Annotated in this window: 28 protein-coding genes; 10 read left to right on the top strand and 18 right to left on the bottom strand. The window is 68.9% G+C overall.

Annotated elements, in window-relative coordinates:
• The first annotated feature begins 39 nt into the window (after positions 1 to 39).
• Positions 40 to 2223, top strand: coding sequence for an efflux RND transporter periplasmic adaptor subunit (locus AB0O34_RS06165; protein WP_363913178.1), 2184 nt, complete (start codon positions 40 to 42; stop codon positions 2221 to 2223).
• Between the two features lie 138 nt (positions 2224 to 2361).
• Here the strand turns inward: AB0O34_RS06165 and AB0O34_RS06160 are convergent, their stop codons facing one another.
• From AB0O34_RS06160 to AB0O34_RS06120, 9 genes are all read right to left on the bottom strand, one after another.
• On the bottom strand, positions 2362 to 2598 hold the full coding sequence (locus AB0O34_RS06160) for a DUF397 domain-containing protein (RefSeq protein WP_363913176.1): 237 nt from the start codon (positions 2596 to 2598) through the stop codon (positions 2362 to 2364).
• A complete protein-coding gene (locus AB0O34_RS06155; RefSeq protein ID WP_363913174.1) occupies positions 2558 to 2818 on the bottom strand; it encodes a DUF397 domain-containing protein in 261 nt (86 codons plus the stop codon). The genes AB0O34_RS06160 and AB0O34_RS06155 overlap by 41 nt, the downstream gene beginning before the upstream one ends.
• A 23-nt stretch (positions 2819 to 2841) precedes the next feature.
• Positions 2842 to 3054, bottom strand: coding sequence for a Scr1 family TA system antitoxin-like transcriptional regulator (locus AB0O34_RS06150; RefSeq protein WP_363913172.1), 213 nt, complete (start codon positions 3052 to 3054; stop codon positions 2842 to 2844).
• Positions 3055 to 3180: 126 nt separating this feature from the next.
• Positions 3181 to 3387 (bottom strand): DUF397 domain-containing protein, encoded by a 207-nt coding sequence (locus AB0O34_RS06145; RefSeq protein WP_363913170.1) that lies wholly within the window; start codon positions 3385 to 3387, stop codon positions 3181 to 3183.
• A 12-nt stretch (positions 3388 to 3399) separates the two neighbouring features.
• Complete coding sequence (locus AB0O34_RS06140) at positions 3400 to 4137, bottom strand: DUF5753 domain-containing protein (RefSeq protein WP_363913168.1); 738 nt, start codon at positions 4135 to 4137, stop codon at positions 3400 to 3402.
• A gap of 9 nt (positions 4138 to 4146) precedes the next feature.
• Positions 4147 to 5625, bottom strand: coding sequence for a HAMP domain-containing sensor histidine kinase (locus AB0O34_RS06135; RefSeq protein ID WP_363913166.1), 1479 nt, complete (start codon positions 5623 to 5625; stop codon positions 4147 to 4149).
• Positions 5626 to 5639: 14 nt separating this feature from the next.
• Positions 5640 to 6341 carry a response regulator transcription factor gene (locus AB0O34_RS06130; RefSeq protein WP_363913164.1) on the bottom strand — a complete coding sequence of 234 codons (702 nt, stop codon included), beginning with the start codon at positions 6339 to 6341 and terminating at the stop codon, positions 5640 to 5642.
• Positions 6342 to 6364: 23 nt separating this feature from the next.
• Positions 6365 to 7549 carry an L-2-hydroxyglutarate oxidase gene (gene lhgO, locus AB0O34_RS06125; RefSeq protein WP_363913162.1) on the bottom strand — a complete coding sequence of 395 codons (1185 nt, stop codon included), beginning with the start codon at positions 7547 to 7549 and terminating at the stop codon, positions 6365 to 6367.
• Complete coding sequence (locus tag AB0O34_RS06120) at positions 7546 to 8589, bottom strand: NAD-dependent epimerase/dehydratase family protein (RefSeq protein ID WP_363913160.1); 1044 nt, start codon at positions 8587 to 8589, stop codon at positions 7546 to 7548. Before AB0O34_RS06120 ends, lhgO begins: the two co-directional genes overlap by 4 nt.
• A 157-nt stretch (positions 8590 to 8746) precedes the next feature.
• Between AB0O34_RS06120 and AB0O34_RS06115 the strand changes: the two genes are divergently transcribed.
• Both AB0O34_RS06115 and AB0O34_RS06110 read left to right on the top strand, forming a co-directional pair.
• Positions 8747 to 9070 carry a hypothetical protein gene (locus AB0O34_RS06115; protein ID WP_363913158.1) on the top strand — a complete coding sequence of 108 codons (324 nt, stop codon included), beginning with the start codon at positions 8747 to 8749 and terminating at the stop codon, positions 9068 to 9070.
• 152 nt (positions 9071 to 9222) lie between these two features.
• Positions 9223 to 10059 carry a hypothetical protein gene (locus AB0O34_RS06110; protein WP_363913156.1) on the top strand — a complete coding sequence of 279 codons (837 nt, stop codon included), beginning with the start codon at positions 9223 to 9225 and terminating at the stop codon, positions 10057 to 10059.
• Positions 10060 to 10065: 6 nt separating this feature from the next.
• Here AB0O34_RS06110 and AB0O34_RS06105 read toward each other — a convergent pair whose 3' ends face one another.
• Complete coding sequence (locus tag AB0O34_RS06105) at positions 10066 to 11154, bottom strand: hypothetical protein (RefSeq protein WP_363913154.1); 1089 nt, start codon at positions 11152 to 11154, stop codon at positions 10066 to 10068.
• 161 nt (positions 11155 to 11315) lie between these two features.
• Between AB0O34_RS06105 and AB0O34_RS06100 the strand changes: the two genes are divergently transcribed.
• On the top strand, positions 11316 to 12287 hold the full coding sequence (locus tag AB0O34_RS06100) for an aldo/keto reductase (RefSeq protein WP_363913152.1): 972 nt from the start codon (positions 11316 to 11318) through the stop codon (positions 12285 to 12287).
• 186 nt (positions 12288 to 12473) lie between these two features.
• On the opposite strand, the gene thpR is transcribed toward AB0O34_RS06100, so the two are convergent.
• From thpR to AB0O34_RS06070, 6 genes are all read right to left on the bottom strand, one after another.
• Positions 12474 to 13037, bottom strand: a complete 564-nt coding sequence (gene thpR / locus AB0O34_RS06095) for an RNA 2',3'-cyclic phosphodiesterase (RefSeq protein ID WP_363913150.1) — start codon at positions 13035 to 13037, stop codon at positions 12474 to 12476.
• Positions 12991 to 14418: an MFS transporter gene (locus AB0O34_RS06090; protein WP_363913148.1), complete on the bottom strand. Its 1428-nt coding sequence runs from the start codon at positions 14416 to 14418 to the stop codon at positions 12991 to 12993. The genes thpR and AB0O34_RS06090 overlap by 47 nt, the downstream gene beginning before the upstream one ends.
• A complete protein-coding gene (locus AB0O34_RS06085) occupies positions 14415 to 14876 on the bottom strand; it encodes a MarR family transcriptional regulator (RefSeq protein WP_363913146.1) in 462 nt (153 codons plus the stop codon). Before AB0O34_RS06085 ends, AB0O34_RS06090 begins: the two co-directional genes overlap by 4 nt.
• A gap of 202 nt (positions 14877 to 15078) precedes the next feature.
• The gene (locus AB0O34_RS06080) at positions 15079 to 16353 is read right to left on the bottom strand and encodes an MFS transporter (RefSeq protein ID WP_363913144.1); all 1275 of its coding nucleotides are present in this window, start codon (positions 16351 to 16353) and stop codon (positions 15079 to 15081) included.
• Positions 16354 to 16462: 109 nt separating this feature from the next.
• Positions 16463 to 18226 carry an ABC transporter ATP-binding protein gene (locus AB0O34_RS06075; RefSeq protein WP_363913142.1) on the bottom strand — a complete coding sequence of 588 codons (1764 nt, stop codon included), beginning with the start codon at positions 18224 to 18226 and terminating at the stop codon, positions 16463 to 16465.
• Positions 18227 to 18464: 238 nt separating this feature from the next.
• Positions 18465 to 18866, bottom strand: coding sequence for an ATP-binding protein (locus AB0O34_RS06070; RefSeq protein WP_363913140.1), 402 nt, complete (start codon positions 18864 to 18866; stop codon positions 18465 to 18467).
• Between the two features lie 621 nt (positions 18867 to 19487).
• Between AB0O34_RS06070 and AB0O34_RS06065 the strand changes: the two genes are divergently transcribed.
• The 3 genes from AB0O34_RS06065 (at position 19488) to AB0O34_RS06055 (ending at position 21478) form a co-directional block, all read left to right on the top strand.
• On the top strand, positions 19488 to 20309 hold the full coding sequence (locus AB0O34_RS06065) for a helix-turn-helix transcriptional regulator (protein WP_363913138.1): 822 nt from the start codon (positions 19488 to 19490) through the stop codon (positions 20307 to 20309).
• The gene (locus tag AB0O34_RS06060; RefSeq protein WP_363913136.1) at positions 20300 to 20512 is read left to right on the top strand and encodes a DUF397 domain-containing protein; all 213 of its coding nucleotides are present in this window, start codon (positions 20300 to 20302) and stop codon (positions 20510 to 20512) included. Before AB0O34_RS06065 ends, AB0O34_RS06060 begins: the two co-directional genes overlap by 10 nt.
• A 189-nt stretch (positions 20513 to 20701) precedes the next feature.
• Positions 20702 to 21478, top strand: coding sequence for a phage Gp37/Gp68 family protein (locus AB0O34_RS06055; RefSeq protein ID WP_363913134.1), 777 nt, complete (start codon positions 20702 to 20704; stop codon positions 21476 to 21478).
• 121 nt (positions 21479 to 21599) lie between these two features.
• Here the strand turns inward: AB0O34_RS06055 and AB0O34_RS06050 are convergent, their stop codons facing one another.
• Positions 21600 to 21866, bottom strand: coding sequence for a hypothetical protein (locus tag AB0O34_RS06050; RefSeq protein WP_363913238.1), 267 nt, complete (start codon positions 21864 to 21866; stop codon positions 21600 to 21602).
• On the opposite strand from AB0O34_RS06050, the gene AB0O34_RS06045 reads away from it, so the two are divergent.
• Entirely contained in the window at positions 21815 to 22342 is a 528-nt protein-coding gene (locus AB0O34_RS06045) for a TetR/AcrR family transcriptional regulator C-terminal domain-containing protein (protein WP_363913132.1), read from the top strand. The genes AB0O34_RS06050 and AB0O34_RS06045 overlap by 52 nt on opposite strands.
• Before the next feature lie 65 nt (positions 22343 to 22407).
• Here AB0O34_RS06045 and AB0O34_RS06040 read toward each other — a convergent pair whose 3' ends face one another.
• Positions 22408 to 23067: a hypothetical protein gene (locus tag AB0O34_RS06040; protein WP_363913130.1), complete on the bottom strand. Its 660-nt coding sequence runs from the start codon at positions 23065 to 23067 to the stop codon at positions 22408 to 22410.
• Positions 23068 to 23646: 579 nt separating this feature from the next.
• On the opposite strand from AB0O34_RS06040, the gene AB0O34_RS06035 reads away from it, so the two are divergent.
• Together AB0O34_RS06035 and AB0O34_RS06030 are read left to right on the top strand one after the other, a co-directional pair.
• A complete protein-coding gene (locus AB0O34_RS06035) occupies positions 23647 to 25233 on the top strand; it encodes a GMC family oxidoreductase (RefSeq protein WP_363913128.1) in 1587 nt (528 codons plus the stop codon).
• Positions 25230 to 25670, top strand: a complete 441-nt coding sequence (locus AB0O34_RS06030; RefSeq protein ID WP_363913126.1) for a hypothetical protein — start codon at positions 25230 to 25232, stop codon at positions 25668 to 25670. Before AB0O34_RS06035 ends, AB0O34_RS06030 begins: the two co-directional genes overlap by 4 nt.
• Positions 25671 to 25722: the final 52 nt, after the last annotated feature.

Below are 25722 nucleotides of genomic sequence, written 5' to 3'. Positions count from 1 at the left end.
CTGAGCTTGGAGTGACGTCGGCTGACCAGGATGGCCCGCATGAGATCGAGCACTCCGCCGGCCGCCGTACGAGTTGGAGGACTCGCGCTTGCGGGGATCGTCCTGGTGAGCGCAGGACTGATCTACCTCGGCGGCGGAGACGCCTCCTCGGGAACGGGGATCGCGCTGGCGTCGGCCAGGCGGGGCACAGTCGTGAGCGGCGTCTCCGCGGCGGGGAACACCGTGGACGCCAACATCCGCGACCTGGCCTTCGGCGCCTCAGGCACGGTCGAGAAGGTGTACGTGGCCGTGGGACAGAAGGTGAAGAAGGGCCAGGTCCTGGCCCGGATCGATGACACGATCGCGCGGGAGGACTACACGGCCGCCAAGGCGACGCTGGCCGCCGCCGAGGAAACGCGCGACAAGCTGGAAGAGGCCCAGAGCGCCGGATCCCCGTCGGGCAACTCCGGCGGAACCGCCCCGGTCACCCGCCCCTCGACCCGACCCGGCCCCTCCGGACAACCGTCCACCGGCCCCTCCGGACAACCGTCCACCGGGCCCTCCGGACAACCTTCCACCGGCCCGAGCGGACGACCCTCCTCCCAGCCGTCCGCCCGCCCCTCGGCCCAGCCCTCCACCCGCCCGTCCGGACAACCGTCCACCGGACCCAGCGCCCACCCGTCCGGACAACCGTCCAGCGGGCCGTCCGGTCAGACGTCGTGCCCGCCCACTGCGTCCGGCAGTCCTCGACCATCGGGATCGGGGAGCCCCGAGGCCTCCCCCACACCCACGGCGCCCGAGCCCTCGGTCGGCTTCACCATCACGCCGCACGCGGCCGTGCTCGCGGCGGCGGAAATCTCCCTCTCCGGTGACCGCCCACCGGCCACCGACGCCCCCTCCTCAGCGGAGCCCGAGACCACGTCCCCCACGCCAACCCCGACCCCGACTCCCACCCCCACGCCGACCCCCACCCCGCCCCCGACTCCGACGCCGTCTCCGACTGCCGCCGCGTCGAAGACACCGGTCAAGAAACCCACGCGAACCTCCACCGCCTCCCGGAGACCAACCCAGAAACCCACCCACACCCCCACCGCCTCCCGTAAACCGACCCCGACACCCACTCACACCTCCCGTACCCCGACCCCGACGCCCACCCGCACTCCGACCGCATCCCGCACGCCGACCCCGACGCCCAGCCACACTCCGACCGCATCCCGTATCCCCAGCGCCTCGCCATCGCCCACGCCCAGCGCCACGCCGACCCGTACGCAACCCAGCGACCCCAGGCCGCGCCCATCCCGGACTCCCGTCGTCGTCGTGCCGCCGCCGGGCGGGCACGGCACCACCCCGGAACCCAGCGCCTCTCCCAAGCCCAGCCGGACGCCCACCGCCAAGCCGTCCCCGAGCTGCGGGGCCCCCGACGGGCACGACAACGTGAACCCGAGCGGCAAGCCCACCCAGCGGCAGCCCCAGGGCAGATCAGGCCAGGGCGGCCGGGGTGGTCAGGGCGGACAGGGGGGCCGGAGCGGACAAGGCCAGGGCCAGGGCTCGGGCCGAGGTCAAGGCGGCCAGGCGATCACCACTGTGGCGCAGGCCGAGGCGAACATCGCCAGGGCCAAGACCACGCTGCGGAACGCCGAGGACGTCCTGGCCGGAGTGAGGATCAAGGCGCCCGCCAAGGGCACGATCCTCACCCTCGCGGGCACGGTCGGCACGATGGCCAACGCCGGATCGGCGTTCGTAACCCTCGGCAACCTGGACGAGCTGCAGGTCAAGGCCATGTTCTCCCAGACCGACGTCGGACGCCTGAAGATCGGCCAGACCGCTGCGGTGTCCCTGGCGACTCGCCCCGGCAAGACGTACGACGGCGAGGTGACCCACATCGATGTGATGGCGACCAGCAGCGGCAAGCTCGTGCAGTACGGAGTGATGATCGCCCTCGACCGCCAGCCCGCCGGCCTCATGCTGGGGCAGACGGCGACCGTCCAGGTCACGCTCGACAAGGCCGAGAACGCCGTCTACGTACCGGCGCAAGCCGTGCGGACCAGGGCGGACGGCGTCGCGACGGTGCTCGCCCGCAACGGTGGGCAGAGCGTCGAGCGGACGGTGGAGGTCGGAGTACGCGGCGACCAGTACATCGAGATCCGCTCCGGCCTCGCTGACGGCGACCAGATCCAAATCCCCACCAGCGCCACCTCAGGCGGTTTCCCCGACGGAACCTTCCCCGGCCTCCCGGCCTCGTGATCGGATTCTGAAGCAGAAAGTCCGAGGTGTCCTGGAACGTCCTGAAAGCTATCGGTGCCGAGCCGACACCCACGTAGGTCTACGACAAGGCAAGGCCCTCGGAGCGTCCCTGTTGCCAAGGGCCTTGTTCACCCCTCGCTAGGGGCCAGCGAATCGGCCGGCCTTCACACCACCGACGAAGGCATGCCGCTCACCTGGAGCCAATCTCAGCCTTGGACCGGCGAGGTTCTTGCTGTCTCGTACGACGCGGTTCCCGGTGGAGAGGACTGCAACTTCAACACAATTTTCTTGCCCACTGTCAGAACTCTTGCACCAGATGACCGTAAAGGGGGATCTAGCGTTGTCGCTTCCGCCCCAGATCGTCGAACTCGCCATGCCTGATAGCGACGCGGAAAGCATCCCATTCAGTGGGAGTGAACGCCAGGACCGGTCCGTCGGGGTCCTTGGAATCGCGCACTAGGTACAGCGTCTCGCTGTCCGCCTTGTGTGCTGTGAGGCTCATGTCGTCCGACACCGCGATTTCGACGCAGTCGCCACCATTGTTGCTGTAACTACTCTTACGCCATTGAACGCGGAGTCGGGGCTGGTCGTCCACCCAGCGCCTCCCTGAGGAGTTGGTCATGAAATATCTCTGGCTGCCTGCGCGATGAGGGCACGTGAGTCGACGGGATCGAGTGCCTTGGCGCGCAGGTGGTCGAACACCTGGTTGTACCGGTCAACCTGTGCCCGTTCTTCGAGGTACAAGGCACCAGTTTGACTCTCTAGATACACGACGTCCAGATCGGAGTCATGACCCGGATCGTTCAAACGCCCCCGCGCGAGATCAACCATCCAGTCCCGGATGCTTGAACCATGCCCACCGCAGCCTGACGTCCTCACGCTCATCAATCCTGGGCACCTAACCAGTTACGGCCCCCGATCGTTTCTAACTGCTAAGTGCCTGAGCCTGTTCGCTGGCTACGGAGTGGCGAATCGGCCGGTCTTCACCGCGCTTATGAAGGCGTTCCACTCGTCCGTAGTGAAGACCAGCGTGGGGCCGGTGCTCTTCTTACTGTCACGCACGGCACGGCCGCCACCGGGTATGTCCGCCACATCCACACAGTTGTCCTGTTGACCACTATGGCTACTTTTGCGCCAGATGGGCATATGGGGGGTTTCATCCATGATTGCCTTCTATTACTGCAGTAGTCGATCGGCCAGTGCTAGCACATAGCGACTGGACTCCTCAGCCGTCAATGCCGCAGCCACCACGTGGTTATGAATGAGCGTATATGCCTGTATCTCCCCTGGCCGCTCCAGGAAGAGGTTATCTGTGGGGGTCTCCAGGTAGACGATAGACGGGTCCAGATCGCCGGCGAAATCCAAGATGACGAATCCGCAGGCCATGGCCGTGTGTGCCCCTGCAGAGTTGGGCAGAACCTGAATGGTGATGTTGGGACGCTTCGCCATCTCGACGATGTGACGGAGTTGCTCGGCCATGACTGCGGGCCCGCCGACCAACTTCAGAAGCGCTGCCTCGTCGATGACGGCCCACAGATGCGGTGGATCTTCACGGGCAAGGATCTGCTGACGGGCAAGGCGTCCTTCAACACGTCGCGTGACGGCGGCTTCACCGGCCTCCAGCACCTGGCCGGCCCTGAAGATGGCTGTGGCGTATCCAGCGGTTTGCAAGAGACCCGCTACAAACGCGACCTCATACGTCCGGATCTGCGTCGCATCGGCTTCGAAGCCCGGGAGACTGCTGCCGAACGCGTCCTTGTAGCTCTGCCACCAGCCCTTTTCGCGCGAGTGCCGCGCAAGGTTCAGGACGGCCTCGCGGACTTGAGCGTCGGTTACGCCGTACAGGTCGAGTAGGAGGCGGACATTGCTGACATCGGGACGGGTCCACTTACGTGAGCATAAGAGGGCAGACAAATATCACCTTCACGCCGGCGACGCCAGTACGTCGGGGGACAGGGGCAGGACGACGCGGAAGGTGGCTCCCGCGCCCACGGAGGTCTCGACGGTTACCGTGCCGCCGTGCGCGGCGACGAGGCCCGCCACGATGGCGAGCCCCAACCCGCTGCCCCCGTGGTTCCCCGAGGTCGCCGGGTTCGCCGAGGCGGCGGCGCGTGATCTCGATGGGTCGGCGCGGTAGAAGCGTTCGAAGACGCGTTCTGCCTGGTCAGGCGCGAGACCCGGGCCCTTGTCGATGACCTCGAGGAACGCGGTGGCGCCGCCCGTACCCGCGCGGACCCTGATCGGGGTGCCCGGGGGAGTGTGCGTGAGCGCGTTGCTCATCAGGTTGCCGACGATCTGGCGCAGCCGTACCTCGTCGCCGGAGACGATCGGGGCGACCTCGCCGGCGACCTCCAGGGCGATGTCACGGTCGCCCGCGAGGATGCGCGCGTCCTGGACGGCGTCGGCGGCGAGGGCGAGCAGGTCGACGGGCCCCATCGTCAGCGGCCGTTGCTGGTCGAGGCGGGCGAGCAGCAGCAGGTCCTCGACCAGGACGCCCATGCGGGCCGCGGCGTCCTCGACGCGACGCATGAGCCTGGCGGGGTCGCCCGCGGGGTTCTGCCGGTAGAACTCGGCGAAGCCCCTGATCGAGGTCAGCGGGGTACGCAGCTCGTGCGACGCGTCGGCGACGAACCGCCGCATGCGCTCCTCGGACGTACGGGCCGCCGCCTCGGAGATCTCGCGAGCCCGGAAGGCGGTCTCGATCTGGGCGAGCATGCCGTTCAGCGAGGCCGCGAGGCTGCCCACCTCGGTGCGCGGGTCGCGGTCGGGCACCCGCCTGCCGAGGTCACCCGCGGCGATCGCCGCCGCGGTGTGCTCCATCTCCACCAGCGGCCGGAGGCTCCTGCGCACGATCACCACGCCGAACAGGGCGAGGATCACCATGACGACCCCGCCTCCGAGCAGCTCGGTCAGGGCGAGGCGCGCGGTGATCTGGTCGACCGACGACAGGTCGATCGCGATGACGACGCTTCCCACCCCCACCACGGACACCACACGGACGCGCCACTCGCCCCCGCCCGAGGCGGCGGGCACCGTCTCGGGCTCCCAGGCCGACGCCTCGCTCAGGTCCGGCAGCACGGGCCACGGCCGGTTCTCGGTCTCCAGCCCGGCCAGCGTGGCGACGATCTTCCCGTCCTGGTCGCGGAGCTGGATGAGCCCGTCCGGGGGCACCCGGTTGCCGAGGCCGGGACCGCGTTGCAGGCGCCGGGCGACGTCCTGGGCGAAGGTCGCCAGTTGCTGGTCCATCCGGTCGACGAGGTAGCCGCGGAGCACGGACACGCTGCTCACGCCGATGCCCGCGAGCGCGATCGCGACCAGCGCCAGCATCGTGGCGATCAGCTTGATGCGGAGCGGGGTCCGGGAGAACACGGAGGACAGGGCCGATCGCGGGGTGGTGTTCACGGGCGCGGCCCGGTTCACGTGGGAGGAGTGCGCAGCACGTAGCCGACGCCCCGCAGGGTGTGGATCAGCCGGGGGCTGGAATTGTCGATCTTCCTGCGCAGGACCGACACGTACGACTCGACGATGCCCGCGTCGCCCCGGAAGTCGTAGTCCCACACGTGGTCGAGGATCTGCGCCTTGGACAGCACCCGCCCGGCGTTGGCCATGAAGTAGCGGAGCAGCTTGAACTCGGTGGGCGACAGCGGGACGACCGTGCCGCGCCGCCACACCTCGTGGCTCTCCTCGTCCAGCTCGATGTCGGCGAAGGTCATCCGGGGCGGCGGCGCCATGGGGTCGCCGGCCGTACGGCGGAGCACGGCGCGGATGCGCGCGATCACCTCTTCGAGGCTGAACGGCTTGGTCACGTAGTCGTCGCCGCCGAGCGTGAGCCCCCTGATCTTGTCCTCGGTGGCGTCCCTCGCCGTCAAGAAGACCACCGGCGTGTGGGCGCCGCCGCCGCGCAGACGCCGTACGACGTCGAAGCCGTCCATGTCGGGCAGCATGACGTCCAGGACGATCAGGTCCGGGCGACGGCGCTGGGCGGCCTCGACCGCTTGGGCCCCGCTTCCGGCGGGAGTCACCTCGAACCCGGCGAACCGCAGGCTGGCGGCCAGCAGTTCGAGGATGTTCGGGTCGTCCTCGACGACCAGCAGTCGGGCTTCAGGCGAATCGGTCACGCCCCTATAGTGACCTGATTTCCTTAAGCTGGGATGAAAGAAAGGATGTGGCGGGCGATCGCGAGGCTCGATGTGGCGGCAGGTGAGGGGGCGTTGCGCACAAGGATCACCCTGCCGTGCACGTCCACCACGAAGTCGTCGATCAGGCTCCCGTCCCGGGCGACGGCCTGGGCCCGCACTCCTCCGGGGGTGCGCACGAGATCGTCCGCGGTCAGGATGGGCACGTAGCGGCGGGCGGCCTTGAGGAACGACTTCCTGGCGAAAGAGCCGTAGACCTCGCCGATGCCGGTCCTCCAGTGCGCTGCGGCCATGCGCCGGGTGCCGGGCCAGGCAAGGATCTCGCGCAGGTCGCGCGGCGACACGTCGCCCCACGAGTAGCCCTCGCGGGCGAGCGCCAGCACGGCGTTGGGCCCGACCAGCACCTCGCCGTCGATGCGCCGGGTCAGGTGGACGCCGAGGAAGGGATAGCGCGGGTCGGGCACCGGGTAGACGAGCCCGCGCACGAGGTCCTTGGCGGACCCGGCCAGCTTGTAGTACTCACCGCGGAAGGGGACGATGCGCACGTCACCCGCGTGCCCGCTCATCGCGGCGACGGCGTCCGACTGCAGCCCCGCGCAGGAGACCAGCCGGTCGAAGGCGAACCGCGCTTTCCCCGCCAGCACCTCGACCCCGCTCGCGGTCTCGCGCAGCGCACGCACCGGATGCCCCAGCCGTACGGACCCGCCGAGGTCGGCGACGTCGAGGGCGAGGCGGCGGGCGACGGCGGGGAAGTCGACGATCGCCGTGTGCGGGGAGTGGACCGCGCCCACCCCGACGGCGTGCGGCTCGATCTCGCGGAGCCCGAGAGCGTCCAGCTCGGCGATGCCGGGCACGCCGTTCTCCCTGGCCCGGCCGGCGATGCGCTTCAGGCCGGCGCGCTCGGCCGCCGTCGAGGCGATGACCAGCTTGCCGACCTCTTCGTACGGGATGTGGTGCTCGGCGCAGTACTCACGCAGGAGCGCGACGCCGTCCCGGCAGAGCCGCGCCTTGAGCGAGCCGGGGGTGTAGTAGATGCCGGCGTGGACGACCCCGCTGTTGTGGCCGGTCTGGTGGGCGGCGACGCGGTCCTCCTTGTCGAGCACGGTGACCGTGGCGCCGCGCGCCGCCAGCTCCCTGGCCACCGCCAGCCCCAGGATGCCCGCACCGACGACCCCGATTCGCTCACTCACAGGGTGATATCTTCCTCGTTTTCCGAGGGCCGCGCCAGACGGCCGACGCGGCGGGGGGCGAGGTGCCCCGCCTCGGCGAGCCAGCGCAGCGTGTCGGCCACGCTCTCCTGGACGGGCCTCAGGCGTACGTCCAGGGCGTCGAGCGTCGCGGTGTCGTCGACAGGGACCATCGACACCATGATGTCGGCGGCGTCCCGGGTCAGGGGGTAGTCGATGCGCTTGACCCTCTTGAGCCCGTCCAGCAAGCTGCCCGCGGCCTTGAGCAGCGGCGCGGGGGCGGGGAAGCGGCGGCATCGACCACCCGTGACCTCGTCGCACACGTCGGCGAGCTCGGCCCAGCGCAGGAAGTGGCCGCCGAGCAGGAACCGGCGCGGCCCCCTGCCGGGCTCGGCGCAGCGGGCGAGCACGGTGGCCAGGTCGCGCACGTCTATGAGCGCGACGCCGCCGGCGGTCATCGGCCACCCCTGGTCGAGGCCTCCGCGCAGGCCCTCGACCATCGAGTCCAGCGTCGGCTGGTGGGGGCCGATGACACCCGACGGGTACACGAGCGTGACCGGGTGGCCCTCGTCCTGGAGCGCCCGCGCGTACCGCTCCCCGGCGGCCTTCGTCCTGCCGTAGGCCGTCCTGGGGGACGCCAACGGGCTGTCGATCGTGATGACGGGGCCGCGCGGCGGGACGAAGACCGCGGTCGTGGAGACGTGGATCACCGGGTCGAGGCCGAGCTCGACCGCCTGGCCGAGGACGTTCCTGAGGCCCGTGACGTTGGTGCCGACCAGGTCTCCGCCGTGCCCTGTGACCCCGACCTCGGCGGCGGTGTGCAGCACGGACTCCCCATGCCGCAACCCCTCCCGTACGGCCCGCGCGTCCCGGATGTCGGCCTCGTGGGTTTCCACCGGATCGGTGATGCCAAGAATCGACAGGACTTTCACCGCTTTTTGGGGGTTGCGGACGAGCAGGACGGGTTCATGTCCGGCGGCCTGTAAAGCGGCCACCGCGTGGCAGCCGACGAATCCGGAGGCCCCGGTCACCACAACGCGCATGAACGCAAGCTAGCGCTTGGCAGACATCAAGGAAAGGGGCGTAACACCCCACATAGCCATCGAACAGACATTCGATACACTCGCTGATGTGTACGTTCCGCCTGGGTGGCCATCGGAGGTCCTCCCGCCGGGAAGCCCCGACTGGGAGGCCTCGGCGGTGGCCTGGCTGCTCGACGCCGTGCCGCCCGACTACCGCGCGTACGGCGTGCTCCGGCGCCACCCGCTCGCGCTGGCACGCATGGCCCGCCACCACGTGAACGCCATGGTCGAGGCGGCGCGCACCGGCTACCGGGGCGCGGCGGTCGACCTCAAGGGGCACCTGCCGCCCCACGCCATAGAGGCGGTCCTTGAGGCCTACCGCCGCGAGGGCCCGCGGCTGGTACGGCTGGGCGCCTCCATCGAACTGGTGGAGCAGGCCCTGCGCGGCGAGCCCTTCGTCGCCCGCATGGACACCTCAGGGCAAAGAAGACCGCCCCGGTAAAACCCTGGGGCGAGACGGTCCAAGAGTCTCCGGCCTCCCAAGGTTCGGCGTCTGACCAGGGCATACCTCGACACGGCGCGCCGGAATGATCAGTTCCGGCGTGCCCTCCTCGCCCCGGCCTCCGGGGCGGTCATCCGATCGAGGGGAACTTCATGAATCAACCCCATGCTCTGGCCTCCCTGCCACGGCGTGTCCTCCTACTGGGCGTCACCGCCTCGCTCGTCACCTTCCCGGCCGCCGGCCTCGGGGCTTCCCCGGCCTCGGCGCAGCGGTCTCCGCAGGCGTCCGCCTCGGCGTCGCCCCCCATCGCGTGCCTGCCGGGCAACGGGGGGTTCGAGGAACCCGCCGGCGTCGACGGCGCGGGCACGCTGAGAAAGGACGTGCCGAGCTGGCACACCAACTCGGCCGACGGCCTCATCAGGATCTGGGGACGGGGCAACGCGAGCGCGACCGGCGCGGAGATCCCCGCCGACTCCGGCACCCAGTTCGCCGAGCTGAACGGGACGCAGGCCGCGACCCTCCACCAGGACCTCGCGACCAAGCCCAAGACCCTCCTGGTGTGGCGGCTGGCCCACCGCGCGCGCAGCGCGAGCCCCGAGGAGAAGGACGTCATCCGCGTCAGGATCGGAGCACCGGGCTCCACCGGGGTCCAGGTACCGCTGGGCCAGACCACCGGCGACATCGCCGACGGCGGCATGGCCTGGGGTCACTACATGGGCATCTACCGCGTCCCGAGGCGCCAGAAGGTCACCCGCATCTCCATCGAGTCGGTCTCGGCCGCCTCGGGTTCGACGATCGCCGGCAACCTCCTCGACTCCGTGGAGGTCGGCTGCACCGGCGCCTGCCCCAAGGTGAGGTTCCCGCGCCGGTCGTGTGACTCCCTGGGCCTCCCGCTGTCGCCCTTCCCCGTCAAGCCGCCCGCGCCGTCCCACGCCGGCGACGTGGCGGAGCCGATCGTCCTTCCCCGGGCGGAGACGATGACGCGCTGACGGCGTTCAGCTGACGCGGCGGGCGATGGCGGCGATGATGCCGGTGGCACCGAGGGCGACGCCGAGCCACAGGGCGATGACCCCGGCCGGCACCCCCGAGTCGCCGTCGCCCGCGGCGGCGTTCGAGGCCGAGGCGTCCGGCACCCCGGCGACCCTGGACGGCGCGGCGCCCGTACGCGACGGGGTGCCGGGCGCCGTCCTCGCCGCGGCGGTGGTCGGGAGCGGCACCTCGTACACCGGGCTGTTGACGCCCTCGGTCCCGGTCAGCAGGGATTTGCCGTCCCGGGTGTAGGTGATCGACTCGGCCTGCTGGAGCGACGGCATGGAGACGCGGCTGATCAGCTCGCCCGGGGCCCGGTAGAGCGACGCCGAGAAGTAGGTGCGGATCACGAAGCTCGACCCGTCGGGGGCGTAGGCGGCGTCCGTCGCCATGATCGGAGCCGGGCCGACCCGGCGCAGGATGTTCACCTTGTCGGTGCGCAGCTTGGCCGGGGCCGCGTAGATCGACCCGGCGAACTCCTTGCTCACGACGTAGAGCCGCCCGGTGAGCGGGTGCACCATGATGCCCTCGGCGTTGCGCCCGCCGTCCTTGTACCGGAAGCGGTAGCGGGTCGCCTGGAGCGTCGCGTCGCGCATGGTCTTCGGCTCGGTCACCTTGTAGACGGAGTAGTCGGGCCAGGCGCCGTTGAGGTTGTCCCCGATGTCGGCGAACCACAGGACGCTCTCGCCGGTCGCCGGGTCGACGGAGGCGGCCATGGCCTCCCAGTCCCTCGCGGCGGCCCCGGCCACCGTGAACACCGCCAGGGTGCGCCCGTCGGGCCCGACCGCGTAGAACTGCGGGCCGGCGCCGCTGTCGTTGTGGGTGTAGAAGACGTTCTTGTGCGTGGGCGAGACGGCGAGGCCGCTCGACTCGGAGATCCGCCGATCCTTGAACCGGAAGAGCAGCCGTTCCTTGTCCCTGGCCGGCTCACCGCCCTTGACTCGCGACGCGGCCTGGCCGTGCGCCGCGCTCCCCGCCGAGGTGACGGCGGACGCCGAGGCGGGACCGGCCACCACCAGCCCGACCGCCGTAAGGACCCCCGCTGCCACGCCCACCCGTCTGCTCCCCATTCGCTCATCATGCCCCGCGCCGGGGGGCACCGCGCCGGAGCCGCACCGGGCCTGGACCGGACTTGGGGCAGGTCTTGGCCGGCCCGCCGTGGCCGCAGGGCCTTCGGGATCGCCTGGAGTGCACTCCAGGCGCTTAGGGTGAAGATATGGAATACGCACATCTTGGACGCGCCGGTCTCTCCGTGAGCCGCCTTTGCCTGGGCACCATGAACTTCGGCCCCGAGACCTCGGAAGAGGACTCGTTCGCCATCATGGACAAGGCTCACGAGCTGGGGATCAACTTCTTCGACACGGCAAACGTCTACGGCTGGAAGAAGGGTGAGGGAGTAACCGAGAACATCCTCGGGCGGTGGTTCGCCAAGGGCGGCGGCCGCCGGGAGAAGACGGTCATCGCCACCAAGCTCTACGGCTCGATGGGCGACTGGCCGAACGAGACGCACCTGTCGGCCCTCAACATCCGCAGGGCCTGTGACGCCTCGCTCAAGCGGATGCAGACCGACTACATCGACATCTACCAGATGCACCACGTCGACAGGAACACCCCGTTCGACGAGATCTGGGAGGCGATGGACGTCCTCCGCCAGCAGGGCAAGATCATCTACGCCGGGTCGTCCAACTTCGCCGGATGGCACATCGCCAAGGCGCAGGAGGAGGCCAAGCGGCGCAACTTCCTGGGCCTGGTCTCCGAGCAGTCGCACTACAACCTGCTCACCCGCACCGTGGAGCTGGAAGTCCTCCCGGCCTGCGACGACTACGGGCTCGGCGTCATCCCGTGGAGCCCGCTCGCGGGCGGCCTGCTCGGCGGCGTGCTCCGCAAGATCGACAAGGGTCGCTCCGCCTCCGAGCACGTGCTCGCCGAGCTGGAGAAGCACCGGGAGCAGATCGAGCAGTACGAGGCCTTCTGCGACGAGCTGGGCGAGGACCCGGCCAACGTCGCGCTGGCCTGGCTTCTGGAGCAGACGGCCGTGACCGGCCCGATCGTGGGCCCCCGGACCATCGAACAGCTCGAAGGCAGCCTCCGCGCGCTGGAGATCAAGCTCGACGAGAAGGCTCTCGCCCGCCTGGACGAGATCTTCCCCGGTCCCGGCGGCCCCGCTCCCGAGGCGTACGCCTGGTAGTTACCTGGACCGGCGTGCGCGGCAAGCCCGTCGGCGGCGGCCGTGGTCCTCTCAGTGAGGGCCGCGGCTCCGCCCCGTCGAACCCGGCGCCTCTACGAGAGCAACGCGCCGATCACCACGATGATCACCAGCAGGGCGAGCACCGTGGGCAGCAGCCAGCGACGGGGACGGTCCACGCAATGGAGCCTAGTCGCGTCCGGCCAGTGGCCATGACCCGAGAGTCTCGTAACGTACGGACGGCCCGAGGTGGCTCCGCACCAGATGCACGGAGTCGGCGCGCCACGGCGTACCGCTGAACGAACCCAGCGACTCGACCAGCCCCCGCGCGTCGGTGCCCGTACGCGCGCGGGAGCGGGCGAGCGTCAGATGGGGATGGAACGGCTTCCTGTCGGTGTGGACGGCCCCGGCGCGCTGGGCGCCCGCCGCCAGCGAGGCGGCCAGCCGGGACAGGGCGGTGCCTCCGCCGGAAAGGCCGAGCCAGACGACCCGGGCCCTGGCGGCGGAGGAGAAGGCGCCCGCTCCCCCGAAGGCCAGCGTCATCGCGGGGTAGCGGCTCGCCGCCCGCGCCAGCCGTACCGCAAGGCGGGGCAGCACCTCCTCGGCGACCTCGCCGAGGAACGTCATCGTGACGTGCCACGTCTCGGGCGCGACCCACCGCAGCTCGGGCCACGCCTCGCTGTGGGAGGCGACGACCCGCGCCACCTCAGCGAGTGCCTCCGGGGGAGGCGACAACGCCACGAACAACCGCACCGTGCGTCCTTCCCGCCGCGAACCTGGTGAGCAGGATCGCGAGACCGACGCCCACCAGGCACATCACTCCGCAGATCACCACTCCGAGCCGGGGCCCGGCGAGCTCGCCGACCCAGCCGATCAGCGGCGCGCCGATGGGGGCTCCGCCGGTGAACACCAGGACATAGATTCCCATGACGCGGCCCCGCATCTCCGGTGACGCCGCGAGCTGCACGGCGGAGTTCGCCGCGGTGTTCGTGGTGATCATAGCCATGCCCGCGGGGACCAGCAGGATCAGGAAGACCGGGTACACGGGCGCGAACCCCGCGGCGATCTGCGCGATGCCGAAGCAGATGCCCCCGCCGACCAGCAGGCGGCGTGTCGGGCGCGCGCGCCGGGCGGCGAGCAGTGCCCCGCCCAGTGCCCCGACCGCGAACACGCTGGACGCCACGCCGAACGACGACGCGTCCTGGCCGAACACCTGCTTGGCCATCAGCGCGATGCTCATCGAGAAGCTGGTCGCGAACATCGCCGCGAACGCCACGAGCAGGATCGGCATCAGCAGCTCGGGGCGCTGCCACACGTACCGCAGGCCCTCGCGCAGCTGCCCCTTGGCCCGGGCGAGGGGCTCCGGAGTGCGCAGCTCCGAGGAGCGCATGAGGAACAGACCGGTGATCACCGCCGCGAACGACACCGCGTTCAGCAGGAAGATCGGACCGGTGCCGCCCAGGGCGTAGATCAGCAGGCCGGCGACGGCGGGGCCGACGACGCGCGCGAGGTTGAAGGTGGAGCTGTTCAGGGCGATCGCGTTGGCCAGGTCGGAACGGCCGACCATCTCGACGACGAACGACTGCCGCGTGGGCACCTCGACACACGAGACCAGCCCGAGCATGAACGCCATCACGTAGACGTGCCAGGTCTGGGCGTGCCCGGTGATCGTCAGCAGGCCCATCGTGAGCGCGAGCAGGCCCATGAGGGACTGGGCGCCCATGAGCAGCGGCCTCTTCGGGTACCGGTCGGCGAGCATGCCGCCCCAGAGGCCGAAGACGACCACCGGCAGGAACTGCAGGGCGGTCGTGATGCCGAGGGCGGCCGAGCTGCCATGGGTCAGCTCCAGGACCAGCCAGTCCTGCGCGGTGCGCTGCATCCAGGTGCCGACGTTCGACACGACGCTGCCGGAGACGAACAAGCGATAGTTGTAGTTGCGCAGCGAGCGGAACATCCCCCCGCTCGACCGGGCGGCCGAGCTCCGGCTCTCCTCGGCCTGGACGCCCCTGGTCTCCTCGGCCTGGACCTCACGGAGCTCGGCGTCCTCGACCTGCGCGTCCCGATCCCGTACGGCTCGCGCCACGGGTTCGGGAGGTTCTCCGGCGTCCTCGTCCACAGCCTGTGGACAAGTCACATCTGGGAGAGCTTTTCCAGGATCGGCGCCGCGGCCCGCAGCGTCGTCCGCTCCTCGGGAGTCAGCTCCTTGAGCCGCTGGGCGAGCCACGCCTCCTTGCCCCGGCGTTCCTCCTTCAGCAGGCCTCGCCCGTGCTCCGTCACGCTGACGGTCACCTGGCGCCGGTCGGTCGGGTGCGGGGTACGGGCGAGCAGTCCCCGTTCCGCCAGCGCGGCGATCACCCGGGTCATCGAGGGGGGTTGCATCTTTTCGAGCTCGGCCAATTCGCCAGGGGTTATCCCTGAATGCCGTTCGACGGCGGCGAGCGTCGCGAGCTGGGTGGGGGTCAGTGTGTGGGCTCCGGCCTGCCGCCGAAGCCGTCTGGTCAGCCGCGCCAGGGAGACGCGCAGCGCGGACGCCAGCCCGGCGTCGCTGCGTAGGTCCGACAGGCGCCCCGTCTTTGGAGTGTTCGTTAGCATGAGTCATTACCTTTGCTAACTATATACGACATGTCATGATTCCTGATGGCTCGGTGTTTCTCCCAGCGCGGTACCACGCACGTCCGTACCGCGACCTTCCTTTGACCTGCCGAACGCGCGCGACGCCTGAGACGTTCGCGCAGACGACGTAAGATCCGCATTCGGTGCGGAACGACGTGCTCCCGCAGGCGTCAGGCGCGGGTCACCGGGGGCCCGGCTCGGCGGCCACCGAGGGCTCGCCGTTCGTGTCGAGGATCACAGGCGAGCGCATGGTGCGCACCTCGCGCGACAGCAGGGCCAGCGCCGACGCCGCCACCATCAGCACCGCCGCGCCGTACTGCGTGGCCGAGAGCCCGATCTCCGCGGCGATCGGCCCGGCGACCAGGGCGCCGAGCGGCATCGCCATGACCGAGCCGAGCGCGTCGTAGGCCGAGACGCGGGCCAGCTTGTCGGGCGGCACGTTGCGCGCCAGAGCGACGCTCCACTGAACCATCATGATCTCCATGATGACCCCCAGGAACACCGCGGCCAGACAGAGCGCGGGAAGGGGCCAGTGCATGGCGAGCGACAGCGGTGAGATCGACATCGCGGCGCCGATGCAGACCACGAACAGCATGGGCCTTCGCGGGGTGAAGCGCAGCGAGAGCACGCCCCCGATGATCAGGCCGAGGGCCTCGGCCGAGGCGATCGCCCCCCAGGCGGCCGGGCCACCGAGATGCGCCTTGGCGACCGCGGGGCCGAGCACCTGGAAGCCTCCGTACCAGGCCATCATGATGACGGAGAACTGGGCCACGATCGCCCACAGCCAGGTGTGGGAGATGAACTCCGACCAGCCGTCGCGCAGCTCCCCCAGCATGCCGGCGTTGCGAACCCGGTCGTGACCGGTTACGCGGATGGCCAGCAGCAGGGGAATCGTGCTGAGCAGGCCGACGCCGCAGACGGACAGGGCCCATCCAGGGCCGACGGCCGCGACCACCACACCGGCGACGGCGGCCCCGCCCATCTGGGCGCCGTTCATCGCCAGCCTGCTGAGGGCGTTGGCCTGCTGGAGCAGCGTGTCAGGAACGATCTTCGGCAGCAGGGCCTGCGACGCCGGCCAGAAGACGGCCATGCCCACGCCGGTCAGCGTCTCCAGCACGATCATCTGCCACAGCACGGCCTGGCCGGTGAGTACGAGGATCCCGAGGGTTCCCTCGCCCACCGCGATCATGATGTTGGCCGCGATGATGACCCGCTGCGGGGGGACGCGGTCGGCTATGACACCGCTGATCAGCGTGAACACGAGCGACGGCGCGATCTGCGCCGCCAGCACGTACGACAGGTCGGCGGTGGACCCGCTGATGTCCAGCACCGCGAACGACACGCCGACCAGCGAGAACGCGAACGCGGCCGGCGCGAGCAGGCGATCGGCGAGCAACAATCGGAAGTCGCGGATGGCGAGCACCGGAAAGCGGCGGGCGAGGGCGCGCCACAGCATGACTATCTTCCGATCGAGTGCGGGGCAGAGGGCTTCGACCGTAGTGAGGCGCCCCCCGAGCCGGCAATCTCTTTTCCGCCCGCCCTACTACCGGGGCACCTCCTCATCCTCACCCGAGCTGGGCGGCCTGGAGGCCCGAGTAGAGCCCGCGCCGGCGGATCAGCTCGTCGTGCGTGCCGACCTCGGCGATGTGCCCGTCCTCCATGACGACGATGCGGTCCGCCGTACGGATGGTCGAGAGCCGGTGGGCCACCACGAAGACCGTACGACCGGCGACCAGCCGCGCCAGCGCCTGCTGGATGAGCGCCTCGGACCTGGTGTCCAGCGCGGAGGTGGCCTCGTCGAGGATGAGCACCCGGGGGTCCCGGATGAGCGCGCGGGCGATCGCCAGGCGCTGCTTCTGCCCGCCGGACAGCCGCGCGCCGCGCTCGCCCACCACCGTGTCGAGCCCGCCGGGAAGCCGGTCGATGAACTCCAGCGCGTTGGCGTCCCGCAGGGCTTCCCGGAGCGTCTCGTCTGATACGTCCCGCAGGCCGTACAGGACGTTGTCCCGGATGCTGCCCTCGAACAGGATGGACTCCTGGGGCACGACCGAGACGAACCGGCGGTAGGTGCGCAGGTCGAGCGTCTCCATGTCGCGGCCGTCCAGCAGGATCCGTCCGGACGTGGGGCGCAGGAAGCCGATGACCAGATTGAGGATGGTCGACTTGCCCGCGCCCGAGGCCCCGACGAGGGCGACGGTCTCACCCGGGGACACGGTCAGGCTGAAGTCGCCGACCGCCTGCCGGCCCCCCTCGTACTCGTAGACCACGTCCTGGAACTCCACCACGCCACGGACGGAGTCGATCTCGGCCTTGCCCGCGTTGTTCTCCAGGTCAGGCGCCTGGAGGACTTCACCGATGGAACGTACGGCCTCCAGGCCCTTGCTGATCACCGGGGTGAGGCTCATCAGCGTGGTCACCGAGGAGGTGAGCGTCGCGAAGAAGGTGCTCAGCATCACCACGTCGCCCGGGGTGATCGGCAGAACCTGGTAGTACGCGACCCACGCCGACGTGGCGAGGAAGCCGACGCCGAGGGCGTTGAGGGTGATCCAGGCCAGCGCGCCGAACCGCCCGTTGAGCAGATCGAGCCGCAGGCCCGTACGGAGGACCTTGGACAGCGTCCCGTCGACCCGGTTGAGCGCGTCCTGCTCCAGGCCGTGCGCGCGGGTGATCGGGATGAGGTGGGTCATCTCCGTCACCCGCGAGGAGAGCTGCTCCACCTCCTGGCGGAAGCTCTCGTTGTCGGAGCGCAGCCGGGTTCGCATCCGCATCACCAGGAGGGCCGCCGCCGGGACGACGAGGAGGAAGACCGGCAGCGCGGCCGGCACCCGCACGGCGATCACGACCAGCCCGCCGCTGAGCATCCACAGCGCCGCCAGGCCCTGGTCCCCCGCCTGCTGGAGCATCTGCTCGACGCTCTCCACATCACGGATGACCTTGGTCTGGAGCACGCCGGCGCTCACCCGGGAGTGGTAGCCGATGGAGAGCTGCTGCATGCGGCGGCACAGCGCCGACCGCAGGCTCGTCCCCATCCGGCGGATCGCCCCGCTGAGGTGACGGACGTAGGCCAGGTGGAACGGGTAGTTCAGGATCAGCAGTACGAGCAGGACCCCGGTGTTGACCCACAGCTGCCAGATGGGAAGATGCCCCACCACGATGTCGATGATGTTCGCGGTGATCAGCGGCAGCAGCCACGTCGGGCTGTGCTTGACCATGAAGGCGCCGAACGCGAACGCGATGCGGCTCCGGTCCTCGCGGAACAGGTACACGAGTGTCCGCAGCGGATGCTCACCCCGATACCGATGATCCAGCGCACCGTGCACGACGGCCACCCGGCCACCCCTCCCCGACACGTGATCACATACCAGGACAAATCATCGCAGACCCCGGCGAAGAATCGCTGCGGCAGGCGGAGTACGGCGATGGCTCCGTCAGGTCCGCGACCCGGGCGTCGGTCGGCGAGCCGTGGCGGCAGGGCGGCGTCCAACCTCAGACCTTCGACAATCTTGGACCGGCCGTCAGGGCGTGCGGGGCCGCAGCACCGACAGGACGGTGGAGCCTTCGACCGACCTAGGGGGAAAGGCACCAACGGGCCCAGACGGTTTTGCCTTGGGCGTCGGGGAGTTGGGTGACGCCTGATCGGTGGGCGAGGGCTTCGACGATGGTCAGGCCGCGGCCGTGAATGGCTTCGAGGCTGAGGTGGAGGTGGCGGGGCTGTTCGGGGCCGTGATCGGTGACCTGGAGGTGGAGCTCGCCGGTCCCGGCACTCAGGGTGAGACTGACCGGGGGTTCGCCGTAGGTGATCGCATTGGCGAGAAGCTCGCCGGCCACCAGGACAACGTCGTCGGCGAGGCACTGGAGGCCCCAGGTGGCGAGGATCTCGTTGACCATGCCCCGGCTCTTGCCGACCATCGACAAGTCGTGGGGCAGATCCCAGCAGACCCAACGCGAGCCGTCCGGCATTTCAAGCATGATCACTCCTCGGGGTGACAGTGGGTGGGGTACGGGCGGACGGGTTGGCCGGGGAGACCGCCCAGAGGTCGCCCCAGATGGTCGCCTCCCGGGGCGAGCCCCGCTTTCACGAGTGGGCCCTTCGTTCACTGGCTCCGGGCCATCGGGAGTTGAACGGACCGGCCTCCGTCGCCCCGGGGAAACAGTCGTTCCGGACGTTGTCTGTAGTTGCACGGACCGGCCTCCGTCGCCCTCGGGGAAAGAACGGTCGTCCTGGACGTTGTCAGTGCTTGTACGGGCCGGCCTCCGTCGCTCCCCGGGAGGGCGGGGTGATTCTGCGGGCCGTGCCGTCGCTCACTGCGCCGCAGTCGTGTGTCCTGTACGGCGCCGGGTCGCATTCATTCCTCACCCTTCTTATCCGGACATATCTGGTTGTTTCAGTGATGCTGACTGAGAGCTCTGCGTAATACGGATGAAAGAGCTTCTCGGACGGTGTCCCGATCTATCGAACCCCTTCACAGAGTGCTCCCAGCCGACTACGTTTTCAGCTGAACGGTAAGCACATCGTGAGAACAGTTCTTGTATCAGGTGCTGTTCTATTCATGTGCGATCCCTGTATGACCGCTGCCGAACGGAGGAGAGATGCCCGCACCCGCCGAGCTCCACCCAACCGCTAGTCCACTTGCCTTCTTCGGTGCTGAGCTGCGCAACTACAGACAGCGGTCGGGCATCTCCCAAGAGGACCTGGCGGACAGAATCAATTTCAGTGCCAGCTTGATCGGCTTCGTCGAAAGGGCCCAGCGTTTTCCGAGCCGTGATTTTGTCGAGCGCTGCGACCAGGCACTGGAGTTGAAGGGCGAACTCACCCGCCTGTGGCCACTGCTGACGCGAGAAGCGAGTCCGCCATGGTTCCACGGTTGGCTGGACGTCGAGCAGCAGGCTCACACGCTACGCACCTGGCAGCCGCTCGTCGTCCCAGGTCTGCTCCAGACCGAGGAATACGCGCGGGAAGTGATCCGCGGGGAACCTTGTATTACCCAGGAGCAGGTAGCGAAGAAGCTGGAAGCACGCATGGAGCGGCAGGCGATTCTGGCTCGCACCACGCCTCCAGTGCTCTGGGTAGTGCTTGACGAAGCCGTGCTACTCCGTCCGATCGGCGGCAAGGACGTGATACGTCGCCAGCTCGAATGTCTTTTGGCGGCCGTAGAGTCTCCGCGAATCAGCATCCAAGTAGTTCCCCTGATGCTTGGAGGCACTACAGGGATTTCTGGAGGGTTTGTTATCGCCCAACTACCAGGACGAACGGATACGGTATATATCGAATCAGCCACCCATGGGTACGTAACCAGCCATTCGGACGATGTCCAGGCGATCCACCACAGGTACGACATCATCCGGACAGAGGCACACCCACAGCATGTGTCCATCGATCGGATCAGAGAGGCGATAAAGGCATGGAGTTGAGCGACGAACTGAAGGCCGCGACCTGGCGCAAGGCTACGAGAAGCGCGTCCAATGGCGGCGACTGCCTGGAGGTCGCCCCGCTGTCCGGTGGTCGGGTGGGGCTGCGGGACACCGAGGCTCCCGAGCGTGCCCCCTTCGTGGTGTGCGCCGGCGTCTGGGACGCCTTCATCGACGGTGCCAAGAAGGGCGAATTCGACTTCTGACCCCGACCCTCGTAAGCACAGGAAGCCCTCGGCCGCAGCCGAGGGCTTCCCGGTGTACGAACGGGGCCTCTGTACCAGGCCGGCCCCCGGCCTGGAGACATCGTCCACTGTGACCCGGTTTGGACATCGGTTTTGCTCTGACGAAGCAAGTTCTTTCGATCTCTAGAACGCTGGAGGAGGGAACGACCAATGGCAGATCGAAGCCGCATCGAATGGACCGAGGTCACGTGGAACCCGACGACCGGGTGCGATCGCGTTTCGGCCGGTTGTGATAATTGTTATGCACTTACGCTTGCGAAGCGGCTTAAAGCCATGGGTGCCGCTAAGTACCAGAACGATGGCGACCCTCGCACCAGCGGACCGGGCTTCGGGGTGACCATGCATGAAGACACGCTGACAGCGCCACTCCGCTGGCGCGAACCCCGACTGGTTTTCGTCAACTCCATGAGCGACCTGTTCCATGCGCGTGTCCCCATCACCTTCGTCCGTCAAGTCTTCGACGTCATGGCAGCGACGCCTCAGCACACCTACCAAGTGCTGACAAAGCGTGCCACTCGGCTCGCGCGCATCGCCCACCAGCTCCCATGGCCGGACAATGTCTGGATGGGAGCCAGTGTCGAGAACCGACAGGTGACAGCCCGAGTCGACTCTCTACGACACGTGCCGGCCGCCGTGCGGTTCGTATCCGCGGAGCCCCTTCTAGGCTCACTGAGCGGTCTCGACCTCACGGACATCCACTGGTTGATCGCCGGTGGGGAGAGCGGTTCCGGCGCCCGGCGTGTCGACCCCGATTGGGTACGTGAGCTCCGCGATCAGTGTCTTAAGGACGAAGTCGCCTTCTTCTTCAAACAATGGGGTGGCAGGACCCCCAAGGCCGGGGGACGCACGCTGGACGGGCGCATCTGGGGTGAGATGCCGTCACGCCGCCCAGCCGTCCCACACTCCGCCCGCCCTATGACGGCTTAGCTCGAGTGATCATCTCCAGGTGAAAGTCACCTTTGCCGCTATTGTCAATGACTCCCGCGCCGTTCAGGCGCTTCACCGCATTTCTGATATGTGGTATCCAGGCTGATCCGAGCGTGGTGCCTTAAACGTCCGCCACATAGTCGGCGATGCGGAACGTTCCATGTTGGGCCAGCAACTTCTGAAGATTGTTTTCGATCGCCGCGACCCACTTCGGTTCCTGATCCTTCTGGTGCCTTGCGCGGTCGAAGACCGGCGGCTCTCCTTCGTCGTCGAAGAGCGATCCCTGCCCAAAGGCTTCCCGCTTTCGGCGTTCTCTGGCCGCAACGTCGTTTCGCCATGCCTCGTGCCAGTCCATGCCCGACTTCCCCAGGGCGTCGGCGATACCCAACAAGGACACCGTCCTGGACGAGCTGGTCGAGCGCGTCAGACCCGCGCCTTCGTGGTCACTCCCAGTCCGACTGGCGGCGGACGCTCCGCGACTTCGCCGTCTCCCGGCGGGAGCTGCTGCGGCATCCGGGAGTGCTGCAACTGGTCGCCACCAGACCGGTGACGACGCCGGACGCCATACGCATGCTGGAGGCCATCGTGACCATGCTGAGGGACGCGGGGTTCGGGCTGCGTGAGGCGTTCCACCTGATGAACACGGTCGCGATGTTCACCACCGGCCACTGCCTGGCCGAGGTCGACCCGCCTGGTGAGCCCCCGATGACGATTCCCGAGATGGACCCGGCCGAGTTCCCCAACGCAACCGCCGCGATCCAGGACGGGCTCGGCACCCCCGAAGACCATCAGGCCCGCTACGACTTCGCCATCGACGCCTTGTCCAGAGGCTTCTCATCCACGCGAACGCCCGAGCAGGGCTGACACCGCCCCCTCCCGCCCAAGCCAGGGCGACCGCCCCCGTCGGGGAAGGACGCGGCGGCCGAGCGCTAGTTGCCGACCACACCTTCCTGCGGCGCAGGTGAAGCCGCCTGCTCGGGGGCCCGGGACGGGCGCGGGACGTACAGCCAGGCCGGGTGGTCGAAGTTCTTCGCCCGCGCCCGGACCTTCGTGAAGCGGGAGGGATCCAGGCTCGTTCCCCCTTCCTCCACGTACCTGCTGAACGCCTCCGACGAGATGATCGCCGCGACGAAGGTGCTGTCGGGGTCGCTGTCGCACAACGCGTCTATCAGGGGCTCGCAGTTCAGCAGCCGGTGGATGTCGTTCACCGCCCGCGCGATGCCCGTCATGACCGAGCCGTCCTCCTCCAGCGACCCCACGTGCACGGCCGCCCGCAGTCGCAACCGGGGGCCATGGTCCTGCTCGAAGACCCTCTGGTCGGTACGCGCCAGCTCGTCCTGCAGGTTGTCGAGGAAAGGGTGGACGAGCAGGGGAAGCGTCTCCACGGGTAGCAGGGCGACCAGCTCGTCCCCCGGCCTCTGCAACAACGACACCGACTCCCATGGCTCGCTCAGCGAGCTGCGCTCACAGGCGTTCGTCAGGGCCGTGTGGATCTCGTGGTGGATGAACGGAAGCAGGGCATCTGGCTGCTGGCCGTAACCCGACGCGTCCACCGTCAGAAGCGCGCGGTACGGGCTCATCTCGGACATTTAACATCCTCCTGTCATCTGGGGCACACTGTGCGATCATGCGTCGCCGCGTCACCCTGGCGAAGCACCGTCGAACCCGGCTCGTACGTCCGCGGGAGACCCGCCGAGACCAGACTCCCCCGCGCCCCCGGGGAAACGACCCCGGCCAGACCATCCACCACCTCATCTTGTGCGGGCAGGCGGTACCCGGCAACACGATCTTCGCTTCCACGGCTAAGGGGATGTTCTCGACGGCACGGCCGGATCTGAATAACGGACCAACCCCCACGGCGGCAGGCCAGGCCTCCCGGCCGACTTCCTGATCGCGGCCGACGGCCGCGTGCTCGCCGCCGAATACGGTGATCACGCCTCCGACCAGGGGCCCGTAGAGGAGCTCAGGGGGAAGTTGGGAGGGTTGACAGAACTCCAACGAGTTGCAACACTTCCCAACAGCTCACAAGTGGACTCGCATCGGCCTGCACGCCGGGCGGGCGCTTGTGACCGGGGTTCCCTTCAGGGGCTTTGGCGCCGTGAAGGACGCAAGGCCGCATAGGAGTGGTTCGGTTGGGTTCCAGGCAAGATCCCGCAGATGTTCTGATCGTGGGAGGGGGGACCTCGGCGGGCGTCGCGGCCAAGCACCTCGCCGGGGCCGGATTCAAGGTGGTCTGCCTTGAGCAGGGTACCTGGGTGGATCCGGGAGAATTGCCAGGTAACAAGCCCGAGTACGAACTGCTCGGGTCCAAGGACTGGCATCCGAGCCCGAACGTCCGCGGGCGTCGCGAGGACTACCCGGTGGACACCACCGACGCCGACCTGCCGGTGTGGATGTACAACGGCGTGGGCGGCTCGAGCGTGCTCTACGGCGGCATCTGGGCGAGGCCGCTGCCCGCCGACTTCCGGGTGCGCACTCTCGATGGTGTCGCCGATGACTGGCCCATTGCCTACGACGAACTGCTCCCCCACTACCAAGCGGTCGAGCGCGAGATGAGCGTCGCCGGCCTCGCGGGGAACCCCGCCTACCCGCCGGGCTTCGAACCGCCGCTCCCGGCCGCGCCAATCCACCGGACCGGCCGCCTCATGGCCGAGGGCATGAACCGGCTGGGCTGGCACTGGTGGCCCGGCACCAACGCCATTCCGACGGAGAACCGCGGCCACGAGGGCAAGTGCGTCCGCTACGCCATCTGCCGGATGGGCTGCCCGGAAGGCGCCAAGTCCTCCACCGACGTCACTCACTGGCGGGACGCCGAGTCGCTGGGGGCCAAGGTGATCACCCGGGCGCGGGTGGCGCGGGTGACGCTGGACGAACGCGGCCGCGCCAACGGGGCCGTCTACCTGCGGGACGGCCGCGAGTACTTCCAGGCCGCGTCGGTGGTCCTCATGGCCGCCGGCGGCATCGGAACGCCCCGGTTGCTCCTCATGTCCGCCTCCGACCGCTTCCCGGACGGCCTGGCGAACTCCTCCGGGCTGGTCGGAAAGCGCCTGATGCTCCACCCGTACGCCGTGTCCGTCGGCGTCTACGACGACGACCTGGAGAACTGGCTGGGGCCCGCGGGAGAGCACATCGGTTCGATGCAGTTCTACGAGACCGACAAGTCACGCGGCTTCGTCCGCGGCGCGAAGTGGTCGCTGCTGCCCATCGCCGGGCCTCTGGAAGCCGCGGAGAAGTGGACGGACAAGAGCAGCCTCAGCGGCGAGGAGCTTTGGGGAGAAGGCTCGGCCGACCGGATGAAGTCCTTCGTGCGCATGCTGCAGTGGCACGTCGTTCCTGAGGACCTTCCGGAGGAGACGAACTTCGTCGCGTTGCACCCGTCCCTCACCGACTCCGACGGCCTACCGGCCGCCAAGGTCCGCTACCGGGTCTCCGACAACACCAACAAGATCATCGACTTCCACCTGGCCAGGACGCTGGAGGCGCACGAGGCCGCGGGCGCCCAGAAGACCTGGATCGCGGGGCGGAACTTCATGACAGGCCACAACACCGGCACCGCCAAGATGGGCGACGACCCGGCCACCTCGGTGGTCGACCGCTTCGGCCGCGCCCACGACGTGCCGAACCTGTACGTCATCGACGCGAGCGTGTTCACCACCTCGACCGGGGTGAACCCGACCGCGACGATCTGCGCGCTGGCCAGGCGCACCGCCACCTACATCGCTTCCAACGCTCGGGAACTGGAGGTCGCCTCGTGAGCGAGCCTAACCTTCCGGATGAACTGGGTGACGCTTCGAGGGCCCGCCTCACCGCGCTGGCCGACGTCCTGATCCCCGGCGGGTCCGGCCTCCCGTCCGCCGGTGAGGCCGACGTGGCGGGTCAGTGGATCGAGCGCGTGCTCGGCGCCAACCCCGACCTCACCGGCCCGGTCGCGCACGTGCTGGGCATCGACGGTGCGCCTGACGAGGTGCTGGCCAAGCTGCGGTCGCAGGAGCGGGAGGTCTTCGACGGTTTCGCGTTCGCCGTCGGCGGCGCCTACTTCATGAACCCGGCGGTTCGCCGCGTCCTCGGCTACCCGGGTGTCGCGCCGCGCCGGATGCCGGCCGCCGAGGGGGAGGCCGAGTACTACCTTGAGGACGACATCCTGGGGCCGGTCGTCGAGCGCGGCTCCATCTACCGCCAGGTGCCCGCGTAGTCCGAGGCGACTGCGTTGATCCGGCGCAGGGGCCGGACGACGCCGCGGCCCG

The sequence above is a fragment of the Sphaerisporangium sp. NPDC088356 genome, assembly GCF_040685555.1.
In the GTDB taxonomy this organism is placed as follows: Bacteria; Actinomycetota; Actinomycetes; order Streptosporangiales; family Streptosporangiaceae; genus Sphaerisporangium.
Note: the sequence above shows the minus strand (reverse complement) of the source record. Positions and strands in the feature narration are given on the sequence as shown.